At 37.9% G+C, this 18,051-nt stretch carries 16 protein-coding genes; 4 read left to right on the top strand and 12 right to left on the bottom strand.

From position 1 onward, the window contains the following. Window positions 1-12: 12 nt before the first annotated feature. From Q2T41_RS09280 to Q2T41_RS09270, 3 genes are all read left to right on the top strand, one after another. Window positions 13-1,278 (top strand): sensor histidine kinase, encoded by a 1,266-nt coding sequence (locus Q2T41_RS09280; protein ID WP_304435847.1) that lies wholly within the window; start codon window positions 13-15, stop codon window positions 1,276-1,278. A 216-nt stretch (window positions 1,279-1,494) separates the two neighbouring features. Further along, window positions 1,495-2,388 carry an SdiA-regulated domain-containing protein gene (locus tag Q2T41_RS09275; RefSeq protein WP_304435846.1) on the top strand — a complete coding sequence of 298 codons (894 nt, stop codon included), beginning with the start codon at window positions 1,495-1,497 and terminating at the stop codon, window positions 2,386-2,388. A 2-nt stretch (window positions 2,389-2,390) separates the two neighbouring features. Further along, complete coding sequence (locus Q2T41_RS09270; protein WP_304435845.1) at window positions 2,391-3,089, top strand: TVP38/TMEM64 family protein; 699 nt, start codon at window positions 2,391-2,393, stop codon at window positions 3,087-3,089. 10 nt (window positions 3,090-3,099) lie between these two features. Here Q2T41_RS09270 and Q2T41_RS09265 read toward each other — a convergent pair whose 3' ends face one another. Both Q2T41_RS09265 and Q2T41_RS09260 read right to left on the bottom strand, forming a co-directional pair. Then, a complete protein-coding gene (locus Q2T41_RS09265) occupies window positions 3,100-4,149 on the bottom strand; it encodes a phosphotransferase enzyme family protein (protein ID WP_304435843.1) in 1,050 nt (349 codons plus the stop codon). Between the two features lie 59 nt (window positions 4,150-4,208). Next, entirely contained in the window at window positions 4,209-4,769 is a 561-nt protein-coding gene (locus tag Q2T41_RS09260) for a hypothetical protein (protein WP_304435842.1), read from the bottom strand. A gap of 147 nt (window positions 4,770-4,916) precedes the next feature. Between Q2T41_RS09260 and Q2T41_RS09255 the strand changes: the two genes are divergently transcribed. Then, window positions 4,917-5,471, top strand: a complete 555-nt coding sequence (locus Q2T41_RS09255) for a hypothetical protein (RefSeq protein ID WP_304435841.1) — start codon at window positions 4,917-4,919, stop codon at window positions 5,469-5,471. 58 nt (window positions 5,472-5,529) lie between these two features. Here Q2T41_RS09255 and Q2T41_RS09250 read toward each other — a convergent pair whose 3' ends face one another. The 10 genes from Q2T41_RS09250 to Q2T41_RS09205 form a co-directional block, all read right to left on the bottom strand. Further along, a complete protein-coding gene (locus Q2T41_RS09250) occupies window positions 5,530-6,720 on the bottom strand; it encodes a CynX/NimT family MFS transporter (RefSeq protein ID WP_304435840.1) in 1,191 nt (396 codons plus the stop codon). 64 nt (window positions 6,721-6,784) lie between these two features. After that, a complete protein-coding gene (locus Q2T41_RS09245; RefSeq protein ID WP_304435839.1) occupies window positions 6,785-7,345 on the bottom strand; it encodes a phosphatase PAP2 family protein in 561 nt (186 codons plus the stop codon). Between the two features lie 88 nt (window positions 7,346-7,433). Next, window positions 7,434-8,321 (bottom strand): diacylglycerol/lipid kinase family protein, encoded by an 888-nt coding sequence (locus Q2T41_RS09240; protein ID WP_304435838.1) that lies wholly within the window; start codon window positions 8,319-8,321, stop codon window positions 7,434-7,436. After that, window positions 8,318-10,237: an LTA synthase family protein gene (locus tag Q2T41_RS09235; RefSeq protein ID WP_367186848.1), complete on the bottom strand. Its 1,920-nt coding sequence runs from the start codon at window positions 10,235-10,237 to the stop codon at window positions 8,318-8,320. The genes Q2T41_RS09240 and Q2T41_RS09235 overlap by 4 nt, the downstream gene beginning before the upstream one ends. 130 nt (window positions 10,238-10,367) lie before the next feature. After that, on the bottom strand, window positions 10,368-10,787 hold the full coding sequence (locus tag Q2T41_RS09230) for a COG4705 family protein (RefSeq protein WP_304435836.1): 420 nt from the start codon (window positions 10,785-10,787) through the stop codon (window positions 10,368-10,370). A 341-nt stretch (window positions 10,788-11,128) separates the two neighbouring features. Continuing rightward, window positions 11,129-13,546, bottom strand: coding sequence for a TonB-dependent receptor (locus Q2T41_RS09225; RefSeq protein ID WP_304435835.1), 2,418 nt, complete (start codon window positions 13,544-13,546; stop codon window positions 11,129-11,131). Window positions 13,547-13,603: 57 nt separating this feature from the next. After that, window positions 13,604-14,866, bottom strand: a complete 1,263-nt coding sequence (locus Q2T41_RS09220) for a sensor histidine kinase (protein ID WP_304435834.1) — start codon at window positions 14,864-14,866, stop codon at window positions 13,604-13,606. A gap of 3 nt (window positions 14,867-14,869) precedes the next feature. Next, a complete protein-coding gene (locus Q2T41_RS09215) occupies window positions 14,870-15,544 on the bottom strand; it encodes a response regulator transcription factor (protein WP_304435833.1) in 675 nt (224 codons plus the stop codon). 69 nt (window positions 15,545-15,613) lie between these two features. Continuing rightward, entirely contained in the window at window positions 15,614-16,198 is a 585-nt protein-coding gene (locus tag Q2T41_RS09210) for a precorrin-2 dehydrogenase/sirohydrochlorin ferrochelatase family protein (RefSeq protein ID WP_304435832.1), read from the bottom strand. 10 nt (window positions 16,199-16,208) lie between these two features. Then, window positions 16,209-18,035: a sensor histidine kinase gene (locus Q2T41_RS09205; RefSeq protein ID WP_304435831.1), complete on the bottom strand. Its 1,827-nt coding sequence runs from the start codon at window positions 18,033-18,035 to the stop codon at window positions 16,209-16,211. Window positions 18,036-18,051 lie beyond the last annotated feature (16 nt).

The following is an 18,051-nucleotide window of genomic DNA, read 5'->3' as shown; positions in this document are numbered from 1 at the left end:
GCTGATTCGCCTATGAAACTGTTAAACCATACCACAAAATATTTTGCGATCCTGCTGGTCGTATTGATTTCGGTCTGGGCCGTAATTTTCTATGTGGCCATGATCGATGAGGTCTATGACAGCCTGGACGACGGATTGGAAAATCAAAAGGAAATTATCATACAGGCGGTCAATGATAACCCAGAGTTATTAAACGATACGGAATTCGGGGTCAATAATTATACCATTAAAAAGACGCAAGTCCATAAGGAAACCAAGTTCAAGGACAGCTATAGAGATACCTTGATGTACATGCAGAACGAGGAAGATTATGAACCCGTGCGTATTCTTGAAAGCGTTTTTGAACAGGATGGTTCCTATTATAAACTAAAGTTGATTACCTCAATGGTAGAGGAAGATGACCAGATAGAAAACCTTTTTATTTATTTGGTTGGACTGTATTTGGCGCTGATCCTTAGTATTTTGGTACTGAACAATATTGTGATGAAAAGGATATGGAAGCCTTTTTATAGATTGATCGGCAGGTTAAAAACCTTCCGTATTGAAAAAGACGACCCTATTACCGCAGAACCTACGACCATAGATGAGTTTAACCTGCTCAACAAAAGTGTGGAGCGACTTACCGAAAAATCTAGGGATAGTTATTTGGCCCAAAAGGAGTTTATAGAAAATGCGGCCCATGAACTACAGACACCTTTGGCCATTGCAATCAATAAATTGGAGCTCCTGTTGGAAAAGAACGGAATGAGCATAGCACAATCTCAGGAAGTGGGAAGTGTTTTGGATAATTTGACAAGGTTGACCCGTTTGAACAAATCCTTATTGCTGCTTTCCAAAATTGACAACAAGCAATATGTTGATGCGGAACGAATAGATTTTACGGATCTGGTGAAAAAGATGGTGCAGGATTTTACGGATTTTGCAACCCATAAAGACATTGAACTTAAGGTAGACGCCTATCAAGAACTGACCTATGCCATGAACCCAGACCTGGCCGTGGTGCTCATGACCAATCTTATTAAAAATGCCATTGTACATGGGCAAGGTGGAAAACCCATACATATTGAGATTGTGGAGAACCAAATCCGTATTCAGAACTATGGGGAGAATTCCGCATTGCAGTCCGGCGGTCTCTTTGAACGCTTTCGTAAAGCTTCTGCAGATAGTCGCTCTACAGGATTGGGACTTTCCATTGCCAAGGCCATTGCAGATAAGTATGATGTTGCGTTGACCTATTCCTTTACGGACAGGCATGAGTTTACGCTTACCTTTCCTTAAGCGTTAAGGTTCTCCTAAAGTTGTTAAACACAAGCAAATTCCTGTTTCTTTCCAGTTTTGGAGCTTATTTTTATAAGTGCTTTCAAAAAGGAATTGAAGGATATGATATTGTTTTGAGCGAAAAAACAAAGGTTTGGGCAAATTTGTTCAACTAATATAAGGTTTGTATCCGGTTCATATTCCTTTTGGATTGCCGGTTAATAACCCTTTAAAAGTATGGGAACAATGAAAACAAACACGAACACTTTCAGCATGGCAAGAATACAATTCTGGACCGTGGCGGCATTGATCATCAGTATAGGGTTTCTATTTATGAACTTTAGGGATTGGTTACCGTATGATAGTGCCAAAAAAGTAACATATGAAATTGCAGGGCGTTGGGAACTGCCAATTGAGTTGCGTGAAGTTTCTGGAATTGCATGGTTAAGGGATAACACCATAGCCGCTGTTCAAGATGAGGACGGAATTATTTTTCTATACGATCTTCAACGGCAAAAGGTAACCCAAGAAATTAAATTTGGCCATGCCGGTGATTATGAAGGATTGGCCGTACATGATAAGGATGCCTATTTGTTGGAAAGTAACGGAACCATAACGATCGTTAAGAATTTTCAAGACCATGATAGAACCGTTACTTCTTTTGATACCGGTTTTGATATTGAAAATAATATGGAAAGTTTAGAGTATGATGCCCAAAACAACCGGTTGCTTATTATTCCAAAGGATAGGGATGCCGCTTCGGATAGGGTAAAAAGTATTTATGCCTTTTCTTTAAGGACGAATACCCTTGACCCAAAGCCTATTTATACTATTGATATGGGCGATGAGGTGTTAAAGAATTTTAGGGAAAAAAAACTGTACAAAACCTTTAGGCCTTCTGATATGGCCATACATCCACAAACCGGGGAAATGTATGTGTTGGAAGGCTCCAAGCCTAAATTATTGATTTTGGACAAGCAGGGTACCGCACAACATGCCTATAAATTTGATAAACGAATATTTCCACAACCAGAAGGAATAACCTTTGATCCGGATGGAACACTCTATATTGCGAGCGAAGGTAAAAAGGACGGTATAGGTACCATCACCGAATTAAAATTATTGCCCTAACGATGTCGGACGATTCCCCTAACAAAAAGAGCAGGTTGCCCCTCTATAGTTCCATTGCTCTGTTGGTGGCAATTATAGCCGCATATTTTTTGGTTCCTTCCGTACAGGAATTTTTAGATGAAGCTTGGCGGGTACTAACCAGTGATGATGAGGAACGGATCAAGAATTGGGTTGCCGGCTTTGGTTGGTTTGGACCCATTATATTGGTTTTGGCCATGATTGTGCAAATGTTCCTTTTGGTAATCCCATCCATTCTGCTCATGGTGGTATCTATATTGGCCTACGGTCCAATTTGGGGGAGTGTCATTATTTTTGCTTCGGTATTTGCGGCGTCATCCGTAGGATATTTTATAGGGAATTATTTTGGGGACAGTATCGTAACCAAGATTATTGGCAAAAAATCTGAGGATAAGGTGGAATCTTTTTTAGAGGACTACGGATTTTGGGCCGTTATCATTACCCGCTTTAATCCGTTTTTGTCCAATGACGCCATTAGCTTTGTGGGCGGACTGTTGCGTATGGGCTATTGGAAATTTATAGGCGCAACCATGGTGGGGATAGCTCCCTTAACCCTGTTCATTGCCATATTCGGCAAAAGTACAGATGACCTTAAAATGGGTTTGCTATGGGGGTCTTTGGTCAGTTTACTAGCCTTTGGCGGATATGTTTGGTATGATAAGCGACATAAAAACAAAACGTAATCTGCGTGTATTATAGTTTATTAAGAATATAGTCGGTCATTATGTTTTTGTGCTGTAATGCTTTTTCCGCAAAGTTGAACAAGCTTAGGCAGCGGTCCAGATTTTGGTTTTCATAGGTTACTTTATAATATATATTGTTGTTCAGATAATCGGTCAATGCGCGTAAGCCATGTAAAAAGGGCATAAAAACCGCTCCAAGCGCTAAACTTTCCTTTTCCGCGTTGGTCAACAAATGTGGTTGGGTTGCCAGTCCGTCTATAAATGCGGTGAACAAATTTTCATTGAAAACGATGTTGTCATGTTCTTTCTCATCTTCTGGAGCGGTATTGACCACCGTTCTTATAGCATCACCAAAGTCATAATAAAAATAGCCTTTCATTAAGGTATCCAGGTCAATAAGGCACAGCGCCTTGTCCGAAGTTTTTGAAAAAAGAATGTTGTTCAATTTGGTGTCGTTATGACAGATACGCACAGGTAACTCCTGGTCGTTGAGATTATTTAGCTCCTTTAAAAAAATAGTTGCTTGCTGAATGGCATATTTGGCTATAGCCACTTTGCCGGGTTCAGCGGCATCAAGGGCTTGTTTAAACGCTTTGGCCCTATGGTCAAGGTTGTGGAATTTAGGTAAAGTGTCCTTGAACAAATTTTTGGGGACAGGGGCCAATAGGCTGTGAAATTTTCCTATGATACGCCCCGCTTCAAAAGCAATGGTGGTATGGGTAGTAGTGTTATAGGTGGTACTATTGGGGATAAAGGTCATCATCCGCCAAAAAGCACCATTATGTTTAATATAATTTTCCCCGTTATTATTGTTTATAAAAGTAATCGTGGCATAGTCCGGAGCAGATAAATGGGGCAGGGCAAGACCAATATTGCGCATTAGGACATCAACGTTCTTAAATACGTTTTCATTTATTTTCTGAAGGATGAATTGACGGTTTTCCACATCCGTTACTAAAAAGGTATCATTGATTAGTCCCGCGGTTAAAGGAGTGTACTGAAACTGATCACCGGTAAGGTCAAAGGCTTTAAGAATAGAGGTAATTTGATGTTGGGTCATAGGTTGTGTAGTGCGTACATGATCAATAAAGAATCTATGATGTTAACTGTAAATGGTGGTTATAGATACTGTTCTAGGTGGCTAGTCACTAAGTTTTGGGTAATTTTTTCCTTAAAGTTAAATCGTTTTACTTCTTCAATCAACGCTTTTATCTCGCCCCTATACTTCGCATTTCCTACTATTACGGTGTTGTTTTCCTGGGCCTTATAGATTAAGATCATCACTTTGGAAAAGTAATAATAAGCAGCATATTGGTCATCCATGGACATTAACGGCTTAACTTGGTCGCCTATCTCACCGAACAACCTATATATCGTGGAGAATTTTTTTTCGTTTGCATGAATTCCAGCCTCTGCAGCCACAATGGAATAGTAAACAGAGAAATCATCGATATTTTCATAACTGCCTTTATCATAAAAATGTTGTTTTAACCCTCTTAACAGACTAAGGCCTCTTCTGGGATTCTCCGGGCCAACTTTGGAGGCTTCTGTAATAATGGTATAGGAATCATCGGGCATATTGCTTTGCGCCCAAAGAAAAGAGGTCGTAAAGAACATAAGGCTTAGAGAAAGCAACAGGACCAATTTTACTGTTCCGGGATTCTTGCGGTACAAATTCATATACGTGGTGTTTGGTTGTGAAACACTAAAATAAGCAATTAGCATTATAAGGCAGTATTGAATCTTTTTAGTGCAGTACATCCAAAAAATATACTTTTTGCGAAATTTAACAGTTAGTAGCATAGTTAAAATAAAGTTTCCCCAAATATGAAGCATAACAAAACCTACTTGGCTACAGCCCTGTTCATGGGTATGGCCTTTTTTTCCCAAGCACAATGTGAAGTTTTTAAAAGTGAGATTTCCGATGTACAGAAGTATATGGTACAGTTTGGTAAATTGTCGGACTCCCTAAAGACTTCCGCGGAAATAGCAGCATTTGATGCGCGTTATGGCACCGCAAAAACCCATAGTAAAACGGTCTTGTTGTTATTGGGCCAGGCGGTAACCGCTGCCGATGAAGCCGTAATATTGGCTTCTGACGCACAGTACGACTCGGAAAGTTGCGGTCTGGACGAGGCAATGAGCTACACGATCGATGCGGAAAGTCATGCAATAGATGCACGGGACTATGCCGCAGAGGCTTTTGAAAATGCCAAGAGTGCCGCAAAGGCCAATAATTTGGGCAACTTACAATTTCATATAAGAAAGGCACAGCGTTTAATGCGTGATGCACAAGAGGCTGCGGATGCTTCTGCCTATGCTGCGGAAATTGCGCATTATAGTTGTAGTCATGATAAAGACCATGCCGGTATAGATAATTAAACTTTAGAAAAGTTTATGAATAAGATGAATAGAAAAGGTTTGTTATAGTTTAACTATATCAGACCTTTTCTGCTTTACCAGCTCCGAGGCCCATGTAAAGTTTAAGGGCTGCAACAATAAAAAGGAAGATAAGGGCATAATCCCAATTTCCTGTCAAGTCGAAAATTCCACCAAATAATAAAGGTCCGGTGGCAGCTACCAAATAACCTATTGATTGTGCCATTCCAGATAGTTCGGTGGCGCTTTCCGTATCACGAGATCGCAGTACCAAGAATAATAGCGCTAGCCCGAAAGTACCCCCTAAAACCAACCCTAATATAGAAATCCACAAAGCAACCAAGCCAAATTGAGGAAATAATAATCCGGCAATGCTTATCATTTCTAGCAGTATTAAAATCAGTACAATTCCACGCTGATTTTTTTGTTTTCCAGCTAAATAAGGGATAATTATAGAACCAATAATTCCGGTAGCTTGAGACAGGGATAACATCCATCCGGCAAAGGCGGCATCACATCCCCTACTTTGTAATAGTACAGGTAACCATGCCAAAATGATATAGAACACCATAGATTGCAAACCCATATATAAGGCAACTTTCCAAGCTAGTTTTGATTTAATCATTTTTCGCATGGCTGCAGAAAAATTTCTGGTAGCAGCGCTTTTAGGCAACCTGCCTACTTGTGGCATCCAAACAAAAACGGCAATAAGAGATAGCAAACTCCAAACCAATAAAGAACCTCTCCATCCTAAATTAAGACCATCTGATAATGGAACGCTTATCCCAGCAGCCATAGCTGCACCTAAAGACATAATACTTGAATACATACTGGTGATAATGCCAGAGTTTTCACTAAAATTTCGCTTGGTTAAAGTAGGGAGGAGCACATTTCCCAAGGCGATGGCTATACCTAATAAAAAGGTGCCTATATAAAGGGCAGGTGTTGATGAGACATAGCGTAATGCAATACCTATTGTCAGCAAAATCATGGCGCCCAATAAGGTACCGCCAATACCAAAACGTTTGGTAAATAAAGGCGTAAGACTAGAGATAACACCGAAAGCAATTAGGGGTAGTGTTGTTAGTAGACCTAAAGAGGTATTCGATAAGCCGGTGCTATCACGAATTTCTTCAATTAATGGGCCAACACTTGCCAATGCTGGTCGAAGATTTACAGCTATAAAGATGATACCGGCTATCAACAGATAGTTGGTCGATTTCTTATAATATCTTGATTGCGGTTCTGACATATTAAAAGCCCAATAATGGGATGCAAAAGTATCGAAACCTACATGGTGTATGGGCAATTATAACTTAAAATTTATAGATAAAACCAAGCGAGCAACTATCGTTATCATTAGCAAACGTTAACTGCATATGTTCCTGTTGGTACGGAGTGGTAAAAATATAAGCGCTACCAATACCTACAACGGCACCTGCCAAGACATCCCAGCCATCATGTTTTTGTGCTTTGATACGACTATAGCCGGTATAGCCTGCGAGAATATATGCCGGTAACCCATAACTCCAGCCATATCTTTTTTGAATAAAAGCAGCACTCTGAAATGTGGTTGAGGTATGCCCGGAAGGGAAAGCGCGATTTCCATTGTTGTAAGGTCTTTTTTTATTGGTTGCATATTTAAGCCCAATAGTTACCACTTGGTTTAGGGCAAAACCTTTGGTAAACTGCCAAGTACCATTATAATCACCGGCGATTAAGCTACTTGTAAGTGCAGATGCAGGCATGGCGAATAATAATACGTCTCCTGAAGTTTGTACCGTTTTATTTTGGCCATAAACAACTGGAGCCATTACAATTGTGAATAAAAAAACAATTCTAAGGAACAGTATTTTAGGCTCGAAATTAGAAAGCATATCGTATTGTATTTGAATTTTCAAAAAAAATACAATGCGATTCTTAAGAGAATTTAAAGTTGAGTTGTTTGTAGTGTTATTACGTTAATTATTTTGCTGTAAGCACACGCAATGATTTTTCCATTAAGGAAATAGTAAGGTGGTTATCGTCAATTCGGTTATGTTCACCATCAACCTGGGTGTCAAAGAAATCTGATTGTTCACATTTTAGGCTAATCTTTTTCGTCTGAAAGCTTCTTGATTCTTTTAACCAATGTACTTTTCTAATCAGAATTAAGAATCCTAACCATAACATTTTTAAGCGCCCAATTTTCTTGACGATGAGCACATCTAATAATCCGTCTTGTAGTGATGCCTTCGGGGTTAGACTGAGCTTATAGCCCATTTCGTTAGAATTGGAAATAAGAATGATAAACGGATTCAGCAAAGGTGCTTCCCCATCTATTCCAATAGAAAGTGGTGTATTTTTTTTAATGTTTTTAAAGGTAATTGCACAGGCACTGATATACCCTAAAAGCGTTCTTTTTTCAGAAGACTCATAGTTTTTGATTAAACTAGCATCAAAACCTACGCCTGTATTGCTAAAGAAATAGCGCCCGTTTATATTACCAACATCTATATGTTCGGCATGCCTATTTCTGATAATTTCTAACGCTTTTCGCCTGTTTTTTGGAATCTTTAAATTAGAAGCCAATCCGTTACCAGAACCCATGGGTACAATACCCAAAGCGATGTCTGTACCTATTAAGCAGGTTGCAACTTCGTTGATGGTACCATCACCACCGCAGGCGACAATAATATCGGCCTTTTCTACAATTGATGCTTTAGTTAATGCTGTAGCGTGTGCTTTATATTCGGTTACCTTTATGGTCAAATCATGTACACCTTTTATAAAATAAGACTGCAGTTCTTCATGGGTCAATGGAGCATTGCCATGGCCTGCAATCGGATTTACTATAAAATGAATGTGAATCATTGATTTAGCGATTTTAATTGTAGTCCGCCATTATGGTAAAGCTCATCGGCTACTTGATAATTAGCAACAGCTATCTTTTTAAAAGACTCGTTCATTGGGGTTTGTTTTAAACTATTATCCAATACATTCCTTTGGTAAAAATTAATGGTTTCCCCATCACCAAGCACCAATACCTTACTGTCTTTTAAATAGCCTAGTTTTCTATAATTTCCTATAAAAGCACGTTCATTTTCTGGTTTCATTTTCAAAATATCCATGCCAAAAAGGTTACTTTCATATGTCCATCCTAAGGTAGAGAATAAAGTAGGGAAAACATCTATCTGTGAACAAAGTGTATTGATTTTAGCATTCTGTTGCTCAGGTAAATTATAAATAAAGGCCGGTATGCGGTAGTTTGCCACATCTAATTCCCATTTACCTGCACTACTAGCACAATGATCACTCATGATTACAAAGACTGTATTTTTAAACCAAGGTTTAGTTTTAGCCTCCTTTATAAACGCTCCAATGGCATAATCCGTATATTTTACTGCACCATTTCTTCCTGTACCTGAAGGAATATCTATTTTACCTTCGGGGTAGGTAAAGGGTTTATGATTCGAAGTGGTCATTACAAAATTGAAAAAGGGCTTACTGCTTTGATGGGCCAAATCTGCTTCCTTTAATACTTTGTTATAGATATCTTCATCACAAACGCCCCAGGCATTTTCGAATGTCACTTCCTCATCTTCTATGTTCGTACGTTTTACACTGATATTGGCATCTAGTAAAAAACCCCTACCGCGATCAATAATATTGAATCCATTTCCACCAAAAAAGGTATTCATATTGTCAAAATAACCGTCACCACCATAAAAGAAATTACGTTCATAGCCCTGTTTTTTGAATACTTCACCAATAGTAAAAAGACCAGTGTTATTTTTTCTTTTAACAATACTACGCCCTGGGGTAGGCGGTATTGATAATGTAATGGCCTCCATTCCTCGAACGGTGCGTGTACCCGTTGCATACAAATTGGCAAAGAAAAGACTTTGATTGGCAAGCGCATCTAAAACCGGAGTGATGTTCTGATCTCCACCTAAACTGCTTAAATATTTACCGCTTAAACTTTCTATACAGATGAAAATTATATTAGGTTTTTGTACAGTTCCTGTAGTGTCGGTCGAATGAATTGTTCTGTATATCTCATTTTTAGTTGCATCAACGAAGGTATCTCCATAAGGTAGGTATTGCTTTTTAACAGCAGTAAAAGCATCTTTTTCAGGTATTGTGGAATAGAATTCAGAATAGGGGAGTTCATTGTTGCGAAAGGCGGCAAAAAAGGAATAAATACCATCTTTTGATAGTTCATTGTTATATCTGTTCTTAGACCATTCTGCCTGATCATTGTTTATGAAAAAGCTGAATACTAGGCATATAGTAACCCATGGTAGGGTAGCTAATAACCGTTGTTTAAAGGTGGTTTCATTTTGAAATGTCTTTTGAAAAAACTTTCTTTTGTATAAAACAAGAAGTGTAAGTGCTACTAACGAAAGTAAAGAGCCTAAAAGTAAAGGAAGTGGATAAGACTCATTAATATTTTTAACAACCTCGTAGGTGTAGATTAAATAATCTACCGCAATAAAATTGAAGCGGCGTTGAAATTCCTCCCAAAAAGTGAACTCCCCAAAAAAGGAGAAATAGATGATAAGTACGGCTAAGAAAAATCCAAACCAAGTGATTATTCTATCAACCAAAGAACCATACCATTTCTTCGGAAAAATTAATAGATATATTAAGAAAGGAATAATGAATATAGAAAGTGTTCCTATATCATAAAATAATCCAGTACCGAACGTTCTAACTATAGTGCCAGTTCCGGTATCTACCTCAGAAAAACCGAAAATAAAAAAGGAAAGTCGTACTAAAAACGACATACAAATAAATAGAAACACAAAAGCTTTTAAAAGTGTAAAGCGTTTTGGAAACAGAAGAGTCCACATATAAATTGTAATTAGGGTAATTTTACCCTAAATGTAGGTGACGATTCTTAAGAGAATTTAAAGTTCATTCAACCTTGGATGGGTTTATTTTCAAGTTTCTGTGTGATATAAAAACAAAGGCACCCATTAGTAGCATAGAAACAATTGAAGCTTGATGCGTTCCTAAATCGAGCCCTCCTTTTTCTAGTAGTTTGGTCAAGAAATCGCCTAAGGTTGTCCCGAAAGGTCGTGTAAAAATAAAGGCCATCCAGAACAATACAATCTGGTTGATTTTGGTAAAGAAATGCAGCATTATAACCAGAATAATAATACCAGCCGTAATTAAAGCACCGTTTAAGTAACTTAAGCCAATAACGTCAGTTAAGTAATCTCCCAAAGCGGTCCCAAAGCTATTGGAGAATAATATTGCAATCCAATAATAAGTTTCTTTACTTCTTTCGGCTATGGGGTAAACTTCTAGATTATTATATTTTTTGTGCCACAAATAAAGTGATATTAGAAGATTGGTAAATACAAAAATACTACCCAGGTATACCCAGGATGTAAGCTTCGGTCAATAAAGTCAGATATTTCGGTGTCCAAGGTCGTAGTGGCTATAATAATAAGCCAAAACCAAATCGGCGCGTATTTTTTTCGGGTCAATTGAATGACTAATACCATACCGAAAAAAACAAAGGTGATAAGTAAACCCACCGTGTATCCTAAATCTAAGGTTGGCGCAATGAAATCTCCTAAGGTTTCAACCCACGTAGTGGAATGATTTTCATAAATCAAAACAAAAAAGTAATCTGGGCAACTTTGTTTAAGGACTTCATAGGGTTTTAACTAAATTTTATATGTAAAGCCTAATCTAAACAACTGGGTCTCAAAATAATTATGATAGATTGCATTGAATCCTTCATTTTTAACTTCTTGCCGTATACCAAAACGGTTGAACATATCGGTAGCAGAAAAGGTAAGCTCTGCTTTTTTGTTCCATAGGTTTTTCTTGACACCAATATCTACAGAAGAACGCGCCAATTCTTTTCCTTGAGGAATGTTTTTATCCGAATAATAAACACCGGTCAATTGAAAAGTAAATTCATTGGGTAAACCTAGTTCTGTAGTAAGTTTGGCATTCCATGCATTTGCGGTAGAGGCTTCAATAGCAAAAGGCCGTACAAAAGGGAAAAGCACGGTGCCTTCATATTGGTCAATAGCATTTGAGTACCAGTTTACCGTACTTGAAAGGCTCCAATTTTGGGTGAGGTCTTGACTAACCAACAACTCCAATCCCGTATTAGTGGCCCTGCCTGTATTTTGATAGATTTTGTTTACGATATCGTAATTAGGGTTCGAATCATCGATACTGAATATACGCATGTATTGATCCTGTATAATTCGGTGGTACACAGCTGAAAATAACGAGCCGGAATTCCATGAATATTTGTGTGCCACTTCAAAGGCATCTGTAAATTGAGGGCGTAAATAAGGGTTACCAACTTTCAGTAATTCTGGATCATCATATTTAGGAAACACACGTAATTCTGGTTCACCTGGTCTATCGATACGACGATTGTAAAATGCTGATATTTTATTATGCTCGTTTAGTTTATAGGTAAAACGAGCACTAGGGAAAAGCTCGAAATAGCCGTACTTATCATTGTTTGGATAGTAGGTGTTCGCTGGGTCTAAGTCATAAAAAACATCAGTCTGTTCCGCTCTTAAGCCCGCTTCAATATCATAGAATTCTTTCTCTATTAGGTAATTGACATAACCCGCATATAAATTTTCTCCCCAATCGGAAAAGGAGCCAAGTCCAGGATAAATAATAGATTCATTACCTGGGGTAATCGTATAATCTACAGGTAGTCTTCGAATGCGAAGTTTTGCGCCAAGTTCTAGTCTACCATTACTCAGCGGTTTTACATAATCTGAAGATAAACTAGTGGTATTTTCTATGGCTTTTATATTGGTTTTGTCTCTCCCCACACGAACGGCCGAACTATCGTTTAATGAATAGGTTTCATCTTCTAGGCCTTGGGTATATTGAGCATTGGCACTTAAGGTATGACCGGGTTGTTCAAATGAATGTCGATAATTAACCGCAGCATTAATGTAACGGGTAACCTCTTCTTCTTGCCAATTATAAAATCGATTTCTAGTATTGGAATTCAAATCTATAAAAGCAACTTGAGAAGTATCGATATGACGTTCTCTATCATATAAACCAGAGAACGTAAAGCTATTGTTGTCATCTAGGTTATAGTCAATTCCGCCATTGATGATAGAACGAAATTGCTTTCTGTTCTCTGGTACTTGAGAAACAATATTGCGACCATCATCATAATTTCTAGTAGTAAATTCATTGTTGGGTAAAGCTTCTTGAACTATAAATTCTGACTGTAGAAAGTAATTGAGTTTCCCTTTGCTATAATTAATATTTAGACTAGGAATTAATTTGGGATTAACTGAAAAACTACCTAAATCAGTAGGGGTGTCTGGTCTTCTTTTGCCCAGTGCACCAAGTCCAAAAGAAAGGCCTACATCACCATTAAATCCCTTTTGAGTTTCTTTTTTATAGATAATATTGACGATTCCGGCAAAACCATTAGCATCATATTTTGCCGATGGATTGTTGATTATTTCAATTTTCTCAATGTTGGACGCTGGAATGTTAGCCAAACCTTTTTGATTGCCAAAACCCGTTAAGCTACTTTGTTTGCCATCAATGAGTACCACAACTTTATCACTACCACGTAAAACTACTTTTCCATCTTGATCAAACGTAACCCCAGGCATCGTTTTCATGGCATCTAGTACAGAACCACCTGCTTGGGCAATTGTATTATCGAGATTAAATGATTTTTTATTAAGGTCGCTATTGGTAGTAGCTTCTTGCCCAACCACCTGTACTTCATTCAATTGTTCCGCGCTTGGTTGTAATGCTATTTGTCCTAGGTCGAAGACACTGTTTAATCCGCCAGCGATAAGCGGTTTTTCTACCGTTTCATATCCTATAAATGAAAATAGTAAGGTGTATTTTCCTGTGGACAGGCCTAAAATTTCAAAACGTCCATTATCATCGGTTATTGCACCGGTTACCATAGAATTATCGGTAGCGTTTTGGACCGTAACATTAGCGAATGCTAAAATTTCTAAAGTATTTGCATCACGTAATTGGCCGGTAACATTTACTGAACTTTGAGAAAATGAGTTGGTAAAGGAGGAAAAAAACAGTATAACGATTAAAGTCTTATGCATAAAATTAACTTTTGAGTGCAATTATAGGTTCAGAATCTAAAGATAGTTTTAAGAACTCTATTGTTTTGGTAATGAAATGGTAAAATGATGTTCGTTATTGGTATACCAATAGGAGGGTTGAAAGCCATATAAGTCACATATCTTTTTTACAATGGCCAACCCTAGTCCGGTAGACTTTACTTCATCTGACTCTTTGTAAAATCGTTGAAACAATTGGTTTGGTTTTAAAATGGTGCGTATGCCTTTGTTCCGAACAGAGAGTGAATTTTTTTCTAGAATTATCACTATTGGCGTATTAGGTAAGCTGTATTTTACGGCATTTGAAAGTAAGTTGTCGCAAAGAACCTCTGCAAGATGGGCATCCATTAAAAGAACAACATCTTCATTACTTTCAAATAGTATTTCTGACGGATACAATTCAGATAGATTGTCAATTCTATCTTTTAGAATGTGGTTTAAGTTACACGGACTTATATTGGTGAATTGGTCATTTTCAATTTTGGAAATAAGGCCAAGCTTTTTATTTAATTGTTTTAGGCGTTGAATATCATTTTGAATGGATGATAATTGTTCAAATTGTAAATTATTTAGCTCTTCACCATTTATAAGGGTGTCTACTTTAGCCTGGATTATCGCCAAAGGAGTTTGAAGTTCATGAGAAACATCTTCTGTAAATTGTTTCAGGTTTTTATAATCTGCGCGAACTTTATCGGTCAACATAGTTATTTCTGTATTGAGTTCAGAAAATTCTAAAATATCGCTGTCCATTAATGATATCGGAGTTTCAGAAGTCAATGAAAAAAGCTTCATCTGTTCCAAATTCTTAAAAAATGGATTCCATAATTTTTCAGTTCTTGATTTATTCAAATAGAAAAGGAAAATGAACACGAACAAAATGACAATGAGATACGAAATTACCACGGCAATTAAAATATCTTCCGATTCTACAATAAGTGCACGTACGGTTATGCGGTAATTTTGGTCATTAATTTTAGAAAAGGTGATTAGCTCACGAAACTCTTCTATTTCATTTTGAGAAGGGTCAAAAATCAACGTATCCTTCAAATGTTCAGCACCTAGATTAGAAACGGTTTCCACTTCAACCATGGGCGGTAGTTGATAGATGGGATTGTTCCCAGAAATTGATCTTTCAATGCGCGCTTCGGTAGAGCGTAATTCTTCTTCTACTTCTGACTGCAAAAGATTTCGAACATAAAAATAAAGTCCGATAGTACTGAACGCCATTAAAACAAGACTGATCCATAGAAATGTTTTAGAGGTCTTTCGCAGTAATTTTATCTTCTTCGTCGGTTCGGCCATTACTTAATCATCTATAAACTTATAACCACTACCATAGGTGGTTTTAATATATTTTGCACCAGCTTCGGTTAGTTTTTTGCGTAAGTTGTTGATATGAACGTAGATAAAGTCGTAATTATCGACCATATCACTATGATCACCCCATAAATGTTCTGCAATAATTTCTTTAGAAAGAACCCTTCCTTTATTGGTGATGAAAAACAATAGTAAATCATATTCTTTACGAGTAAGCGACATTGCTATATCATTAATATAAGAGGTTCGTGATCTTGTATCAATTAAGATTTCATTAAACTCTAACCGTTCTGTGCCTCCAAATTTTCCTCTTCGTAGTACTGCTTTAATTCTTGAGTTCAATTCGGCCAAATGAAAAGGCTTGGTCAGATAATCATCTGCCCCTAAATCGAGCCCTTTTAACTTGTCATCTAAGGAGTTATTCGCAGAAATTATAATGGTAGCGGTTTCTTTTTTATTTTTCCTTAATAAATGGAGAATGTCTAAACCACTGCCATTTATCAAATTAATATCTAAAACTAACAAGTCGTATTCGTAAAGGTCAATTTTATAAAGAGCATCTTCATAGGTAGATGCGGTCTCACATACATTCCCATCTTTCTCCAAATAACTGGCGATAGATTGCAGCAGGGCTTTTTCGTCTTCTACGATTAGGATTTTCATGGTTTAAATCTAAGTTGCTATTCTAAAGAAATCCTTAAGCGTTAAAGTGTCATAAACATTAATTGTTAATCAGTCCTTTTTCTTATTCACCAATCCTTTGGTAAACTCGTTCAAGGTCTCCACTTTTTCTTCAAAATCACCTTTGATCGTTTTTCTGAATTCATTGAGGTTCTTAACAAGGTCGTCTATATTTTCCGGGATAACATCTTCAAAAAATTGGCGCAATCTTTTTGCCGTTGTCGGAGATTTGCCATTGGTGGAAATAGCCACTTTTACATTGCCCTTGGTTACGATGCCACCCATATAAAAATCGCAAAACGGCGGATTGTCCGCTACGTTTACCAGTATTTGCCGTTCTCGACAATCATGATAAACCTGTTCGTTTACAGGCACATTGTCCGTTGTGGCAATGGCAATATGCTTCCCCTTTAAATAGGAAGGGTCGTAGGGAACAACATGCATTTTAATACTATACGTATTGGCCAAGGCAATGGTTTCTTCCCTGAACATGGGCGATACCATTTCCACTTGTGCATTTGGGCTGGATTTTAACAAAAAAGTCAATTTCTCCAAGGCCACATTACCACCGCCTACGATAAGGATATGTAGGTTGGATACTTTTAAGAAAACCGGGTAAAGTTCATTGCGTTCCATGTGTAATATATTATTCCGTTTTGTAGTTTATAGTGACCCTTGTGCCTTTTCCCGGCTCGGAATTGATAAAGAGTCGGCCATTGATATAGTCAATACGTTCTTTCATAAAGAAAAGGCCCATACCCCCTTCACTGTTATTTTTGGGCAATTGGCCAAGGATACTATCATCAAAGCCGTTACCATCATCATCGATAACAACGCTTAGAACGGGGTGGGTATAGTTCAAGGTAACCAAAATGTAATTGGCATCGGCATATTTTATGGCATTGTTGACCGCTTCTTGGGTTACCCTGTAAATATTGGTCTCTGCCAATGAATCAAACCGGATATTACTATCGGTCTTGTTCTTAAAGAGGATATTCTTACCCGTAAGCTTGGATAATTCGGCAGTCATTTTATGAAGGGCCGGAAATATGCCATGATCGCTTAGCTCAGGCGGTGTAAGGTTAAAAGTAGCCGTTCTAACCCCTTTAATAAGGTCTGATGCTAGTGCCTTTAAATATGCGATTTTCTCCCCTGTTTTTTCCTTGTTTTCCAAGTCTATGGATTCAATATTGAACTTTAGGGCAGTCAACATTTGTCCTATACCATCATGAATATCCTTGGCAATACGCTTGCGTTCCTCTTCCTGCCCTTCTACAATTTGGCTGGCCTGCGCTTTTTTCTGTTGTATGCGCTCCTCAAAATTTTGCTTGGTCAGTTCGGCTACCTTTAACTGGTTTTCCTTACGTTCCGTAATATCCGAACATAAGATCAAAATGTCCTGCTCTAATGACGAGTGGTGCATTGGTACAATGGACATGTCTAACCATACCGTAGATCCGTTAACGGTACGCACCTGTAGCTCTTCCTTACGGATTATGTTTTTTCGGTTTACTTTCAGCACCTCTTTAAGATAGGCTTGTTGGCCTTCATCTATGGTAAGAATCTCTGAAAATGGCTTGTTGAGGGTAGAGCGGGTATGGCCAAGCAATGCCAGGAATTTTTTACTGATGAACACTACGCTGCCATCTTTGCGTATACTTGCAAACAGGGCCGCATTGTCTATAACAAAATTAAGTTCTTGCAATTCCTTTAGCGAACGCTCCTTTTCATCATATAGACTTTGAATTTTAGCAAGTTGATTTTTGGATTCTTCTTGGCTGCCAACAAGGTGCCCAATGGTCTTTTTAATCTGGATGGACAGCGGTCTAAAAATAAAATAGATTTCCAACAGCAGAATCAAGAGCGAAAAAGCAAGCAACCAATATTCCTTTTGTTTTAATTTCTGTAATTGCGCATTGCTTCTATAGTCGTATTCGTTGACAATTTGATCCATTAAATTCAAAAAAGTCCGCTCATTGTTCAGTAAAATTTCCACATTGGATTTAAACAATTGGGTATTGTCCCCATGTAAATCGTATCGGTCTAGAATTTCTTGCAGGGCCTTTACCATTTTAGTGTGGTGCGGGTCTAGCATGGAAAAAAGTTCCTGTACCTTTTCATCGTCCTCATAGGGTAGATTAAAGGATTTGTCACCTAAATGAAGTCCGGAATGTGAAGTTTTCCAAACGGTTAGGGTCTTATCAATTTCGGCCAACAGCATTCGTTTGTCATCAATATCTGTAGCCCTGTCCAATAGCAAGACCTCCTTGACCAGTTTTTGGCTAAAAGCACGTTGTCTACCGGCAACATTGATAACTTCAGAATCCCCTGATTGTGCCTTTAGGTGCAACTGAATTAATATTTGGGCGATTATAATTGTCAATGCAATTGCGGCAAAAGCTAAGAGGTACCATTTTCTTATGCGTAAAAATGTAGCAGTGTCTAATGGTATCTCGTGTCCTGCATTGGCCATAAAACTAAATTTAGTA

Source organism: Maribacter confluentis (assembly GCF_030505015.1).
In the GTDB taxonomy this organism is placed as follows: domain Bacteria; phylum Bacteroidota; class Bacteroidia; order Flavobacteriales; family Flavobacteriaceae; genus Maribacter; species Maribacter sedimenticola.
This window is presented reverse-complemented; position numbering and strand designations above follow the sequence as displayed.

What these genes read in the sequence shown, in the direction of transcription:
- Q2T41_RS09240 (WP_304435838.1), bottom strand. Translation starts at nt 8,321, where the DNA reads ATGATTCACATTCATTTTATAGTAAATCCGATTGCAGGCCATGGCAAT.
- Q2T41_RS09245 (WP_304435839.1), bottom strand. Translation starts at nt 7,345, where the DNA reads ATGCTTTCTAATTTCGAGCCTAAAATACTGTTCCTTAGAATTGTTTTT.
- Q2T41_RS09205 (WP_304435831.1), bottom strand. Translation starts at nt 18,035, where the DNA reads ATGGCCAATGCAGGACACGAGATACCATTAGACACTGCTACATTTTTA.
- Q2T41_RS09280 (WP_304435847.1), top strand. Translation starts at nt 13, where the DNA reads ATGAAACTGTTAAACCATACCACAAAATATTTTGCGATCCTGCTGGTC.
- Q2T41_RS09250 (WP_304435840.1), bottom strand. Translation starts at nt 6,720, where the DNA reads ATGTCAGAACCGCAATCAAGATATTATAAGAAATCGACCAACTATCTG.
- Q2T41_RS09275 (WP_304435846.1), top strand. Translation starts at nt 1,495, where the DNA reads ATGGGAACAATGAAAACAAACACGAACACTTTCAGCATGGCAAGAATA.
- Q2T41_RS09255 (WP_304435841.1), top strand. Translation starts at nt 4,917, where the DNA reads ATGAAGCATAACAAAACCTACTTGGCTACAGCCCTGTTCATGGGTATG.
- Q2T41_RS09235 (WP_367186848.1), bottom strand. Translation starts at nt 10,237, where the DNA reads ATGTCGTTTTTAGTACGACTTTCCTTTTTTATTTTCGGTTTTTCTGAG.
- Q2T41_RS09225 (WP_304435835.1), bottom strand. Translation starts at nt 13,546, where the DNA reads ATGCATAAGACTTTAATCGTTATACTGTTTTTTTCCTCCTTTACCAAC.
- Q2T41_RS09270 (WP_304435845.1), top strand. Translation starts at nt 2,391, where the DNA reads ATGTCGGACGATTCCCCTAACAAAAAGAGCAGGTTGCCCCTCTATAGT.
- Q2T41_RS09210 (WP_304435832.1), bottom strand. Translation starts at nt 16,198, where the DNA reads ATGGAACGCAATGAACTTTACCCGGTTTTCTTAAAAGTATCCAACCTA.
- Q2T41_RS09220 (WP_304435834.1), bottom strand. Translation starts at nt 14,866, where the DNA reads ATGGCCGAACCGACGAAGAAGATAAAATTACTGCGAAAGACCTCTAAA.
- Q2T41_RS09260 (WP_304435842.1), bottom strand. Translation starts at nt 4,769, where the DNA reads ATGAATTTGTACCGCAAGAATCCCGGAACAGTAAAATTGGTCCTGTTG.
- Q2T41_RS09215 (WP_304435833.1), bottom strand. Translation starts at nt 15,544, where the DNA reads ATGAAAATCCTAATCGTAGAAGACGAAAAAGCCCTGCTGCAATCTATC.
- Q2T41_RS09265 (WP_304435843.1), bottom strand. Translation starts at nt 4,149, where the DNA reads ATGACCCAACATCAAATTACCTCTATTCTTAAAGCCTTTGACCTTACC.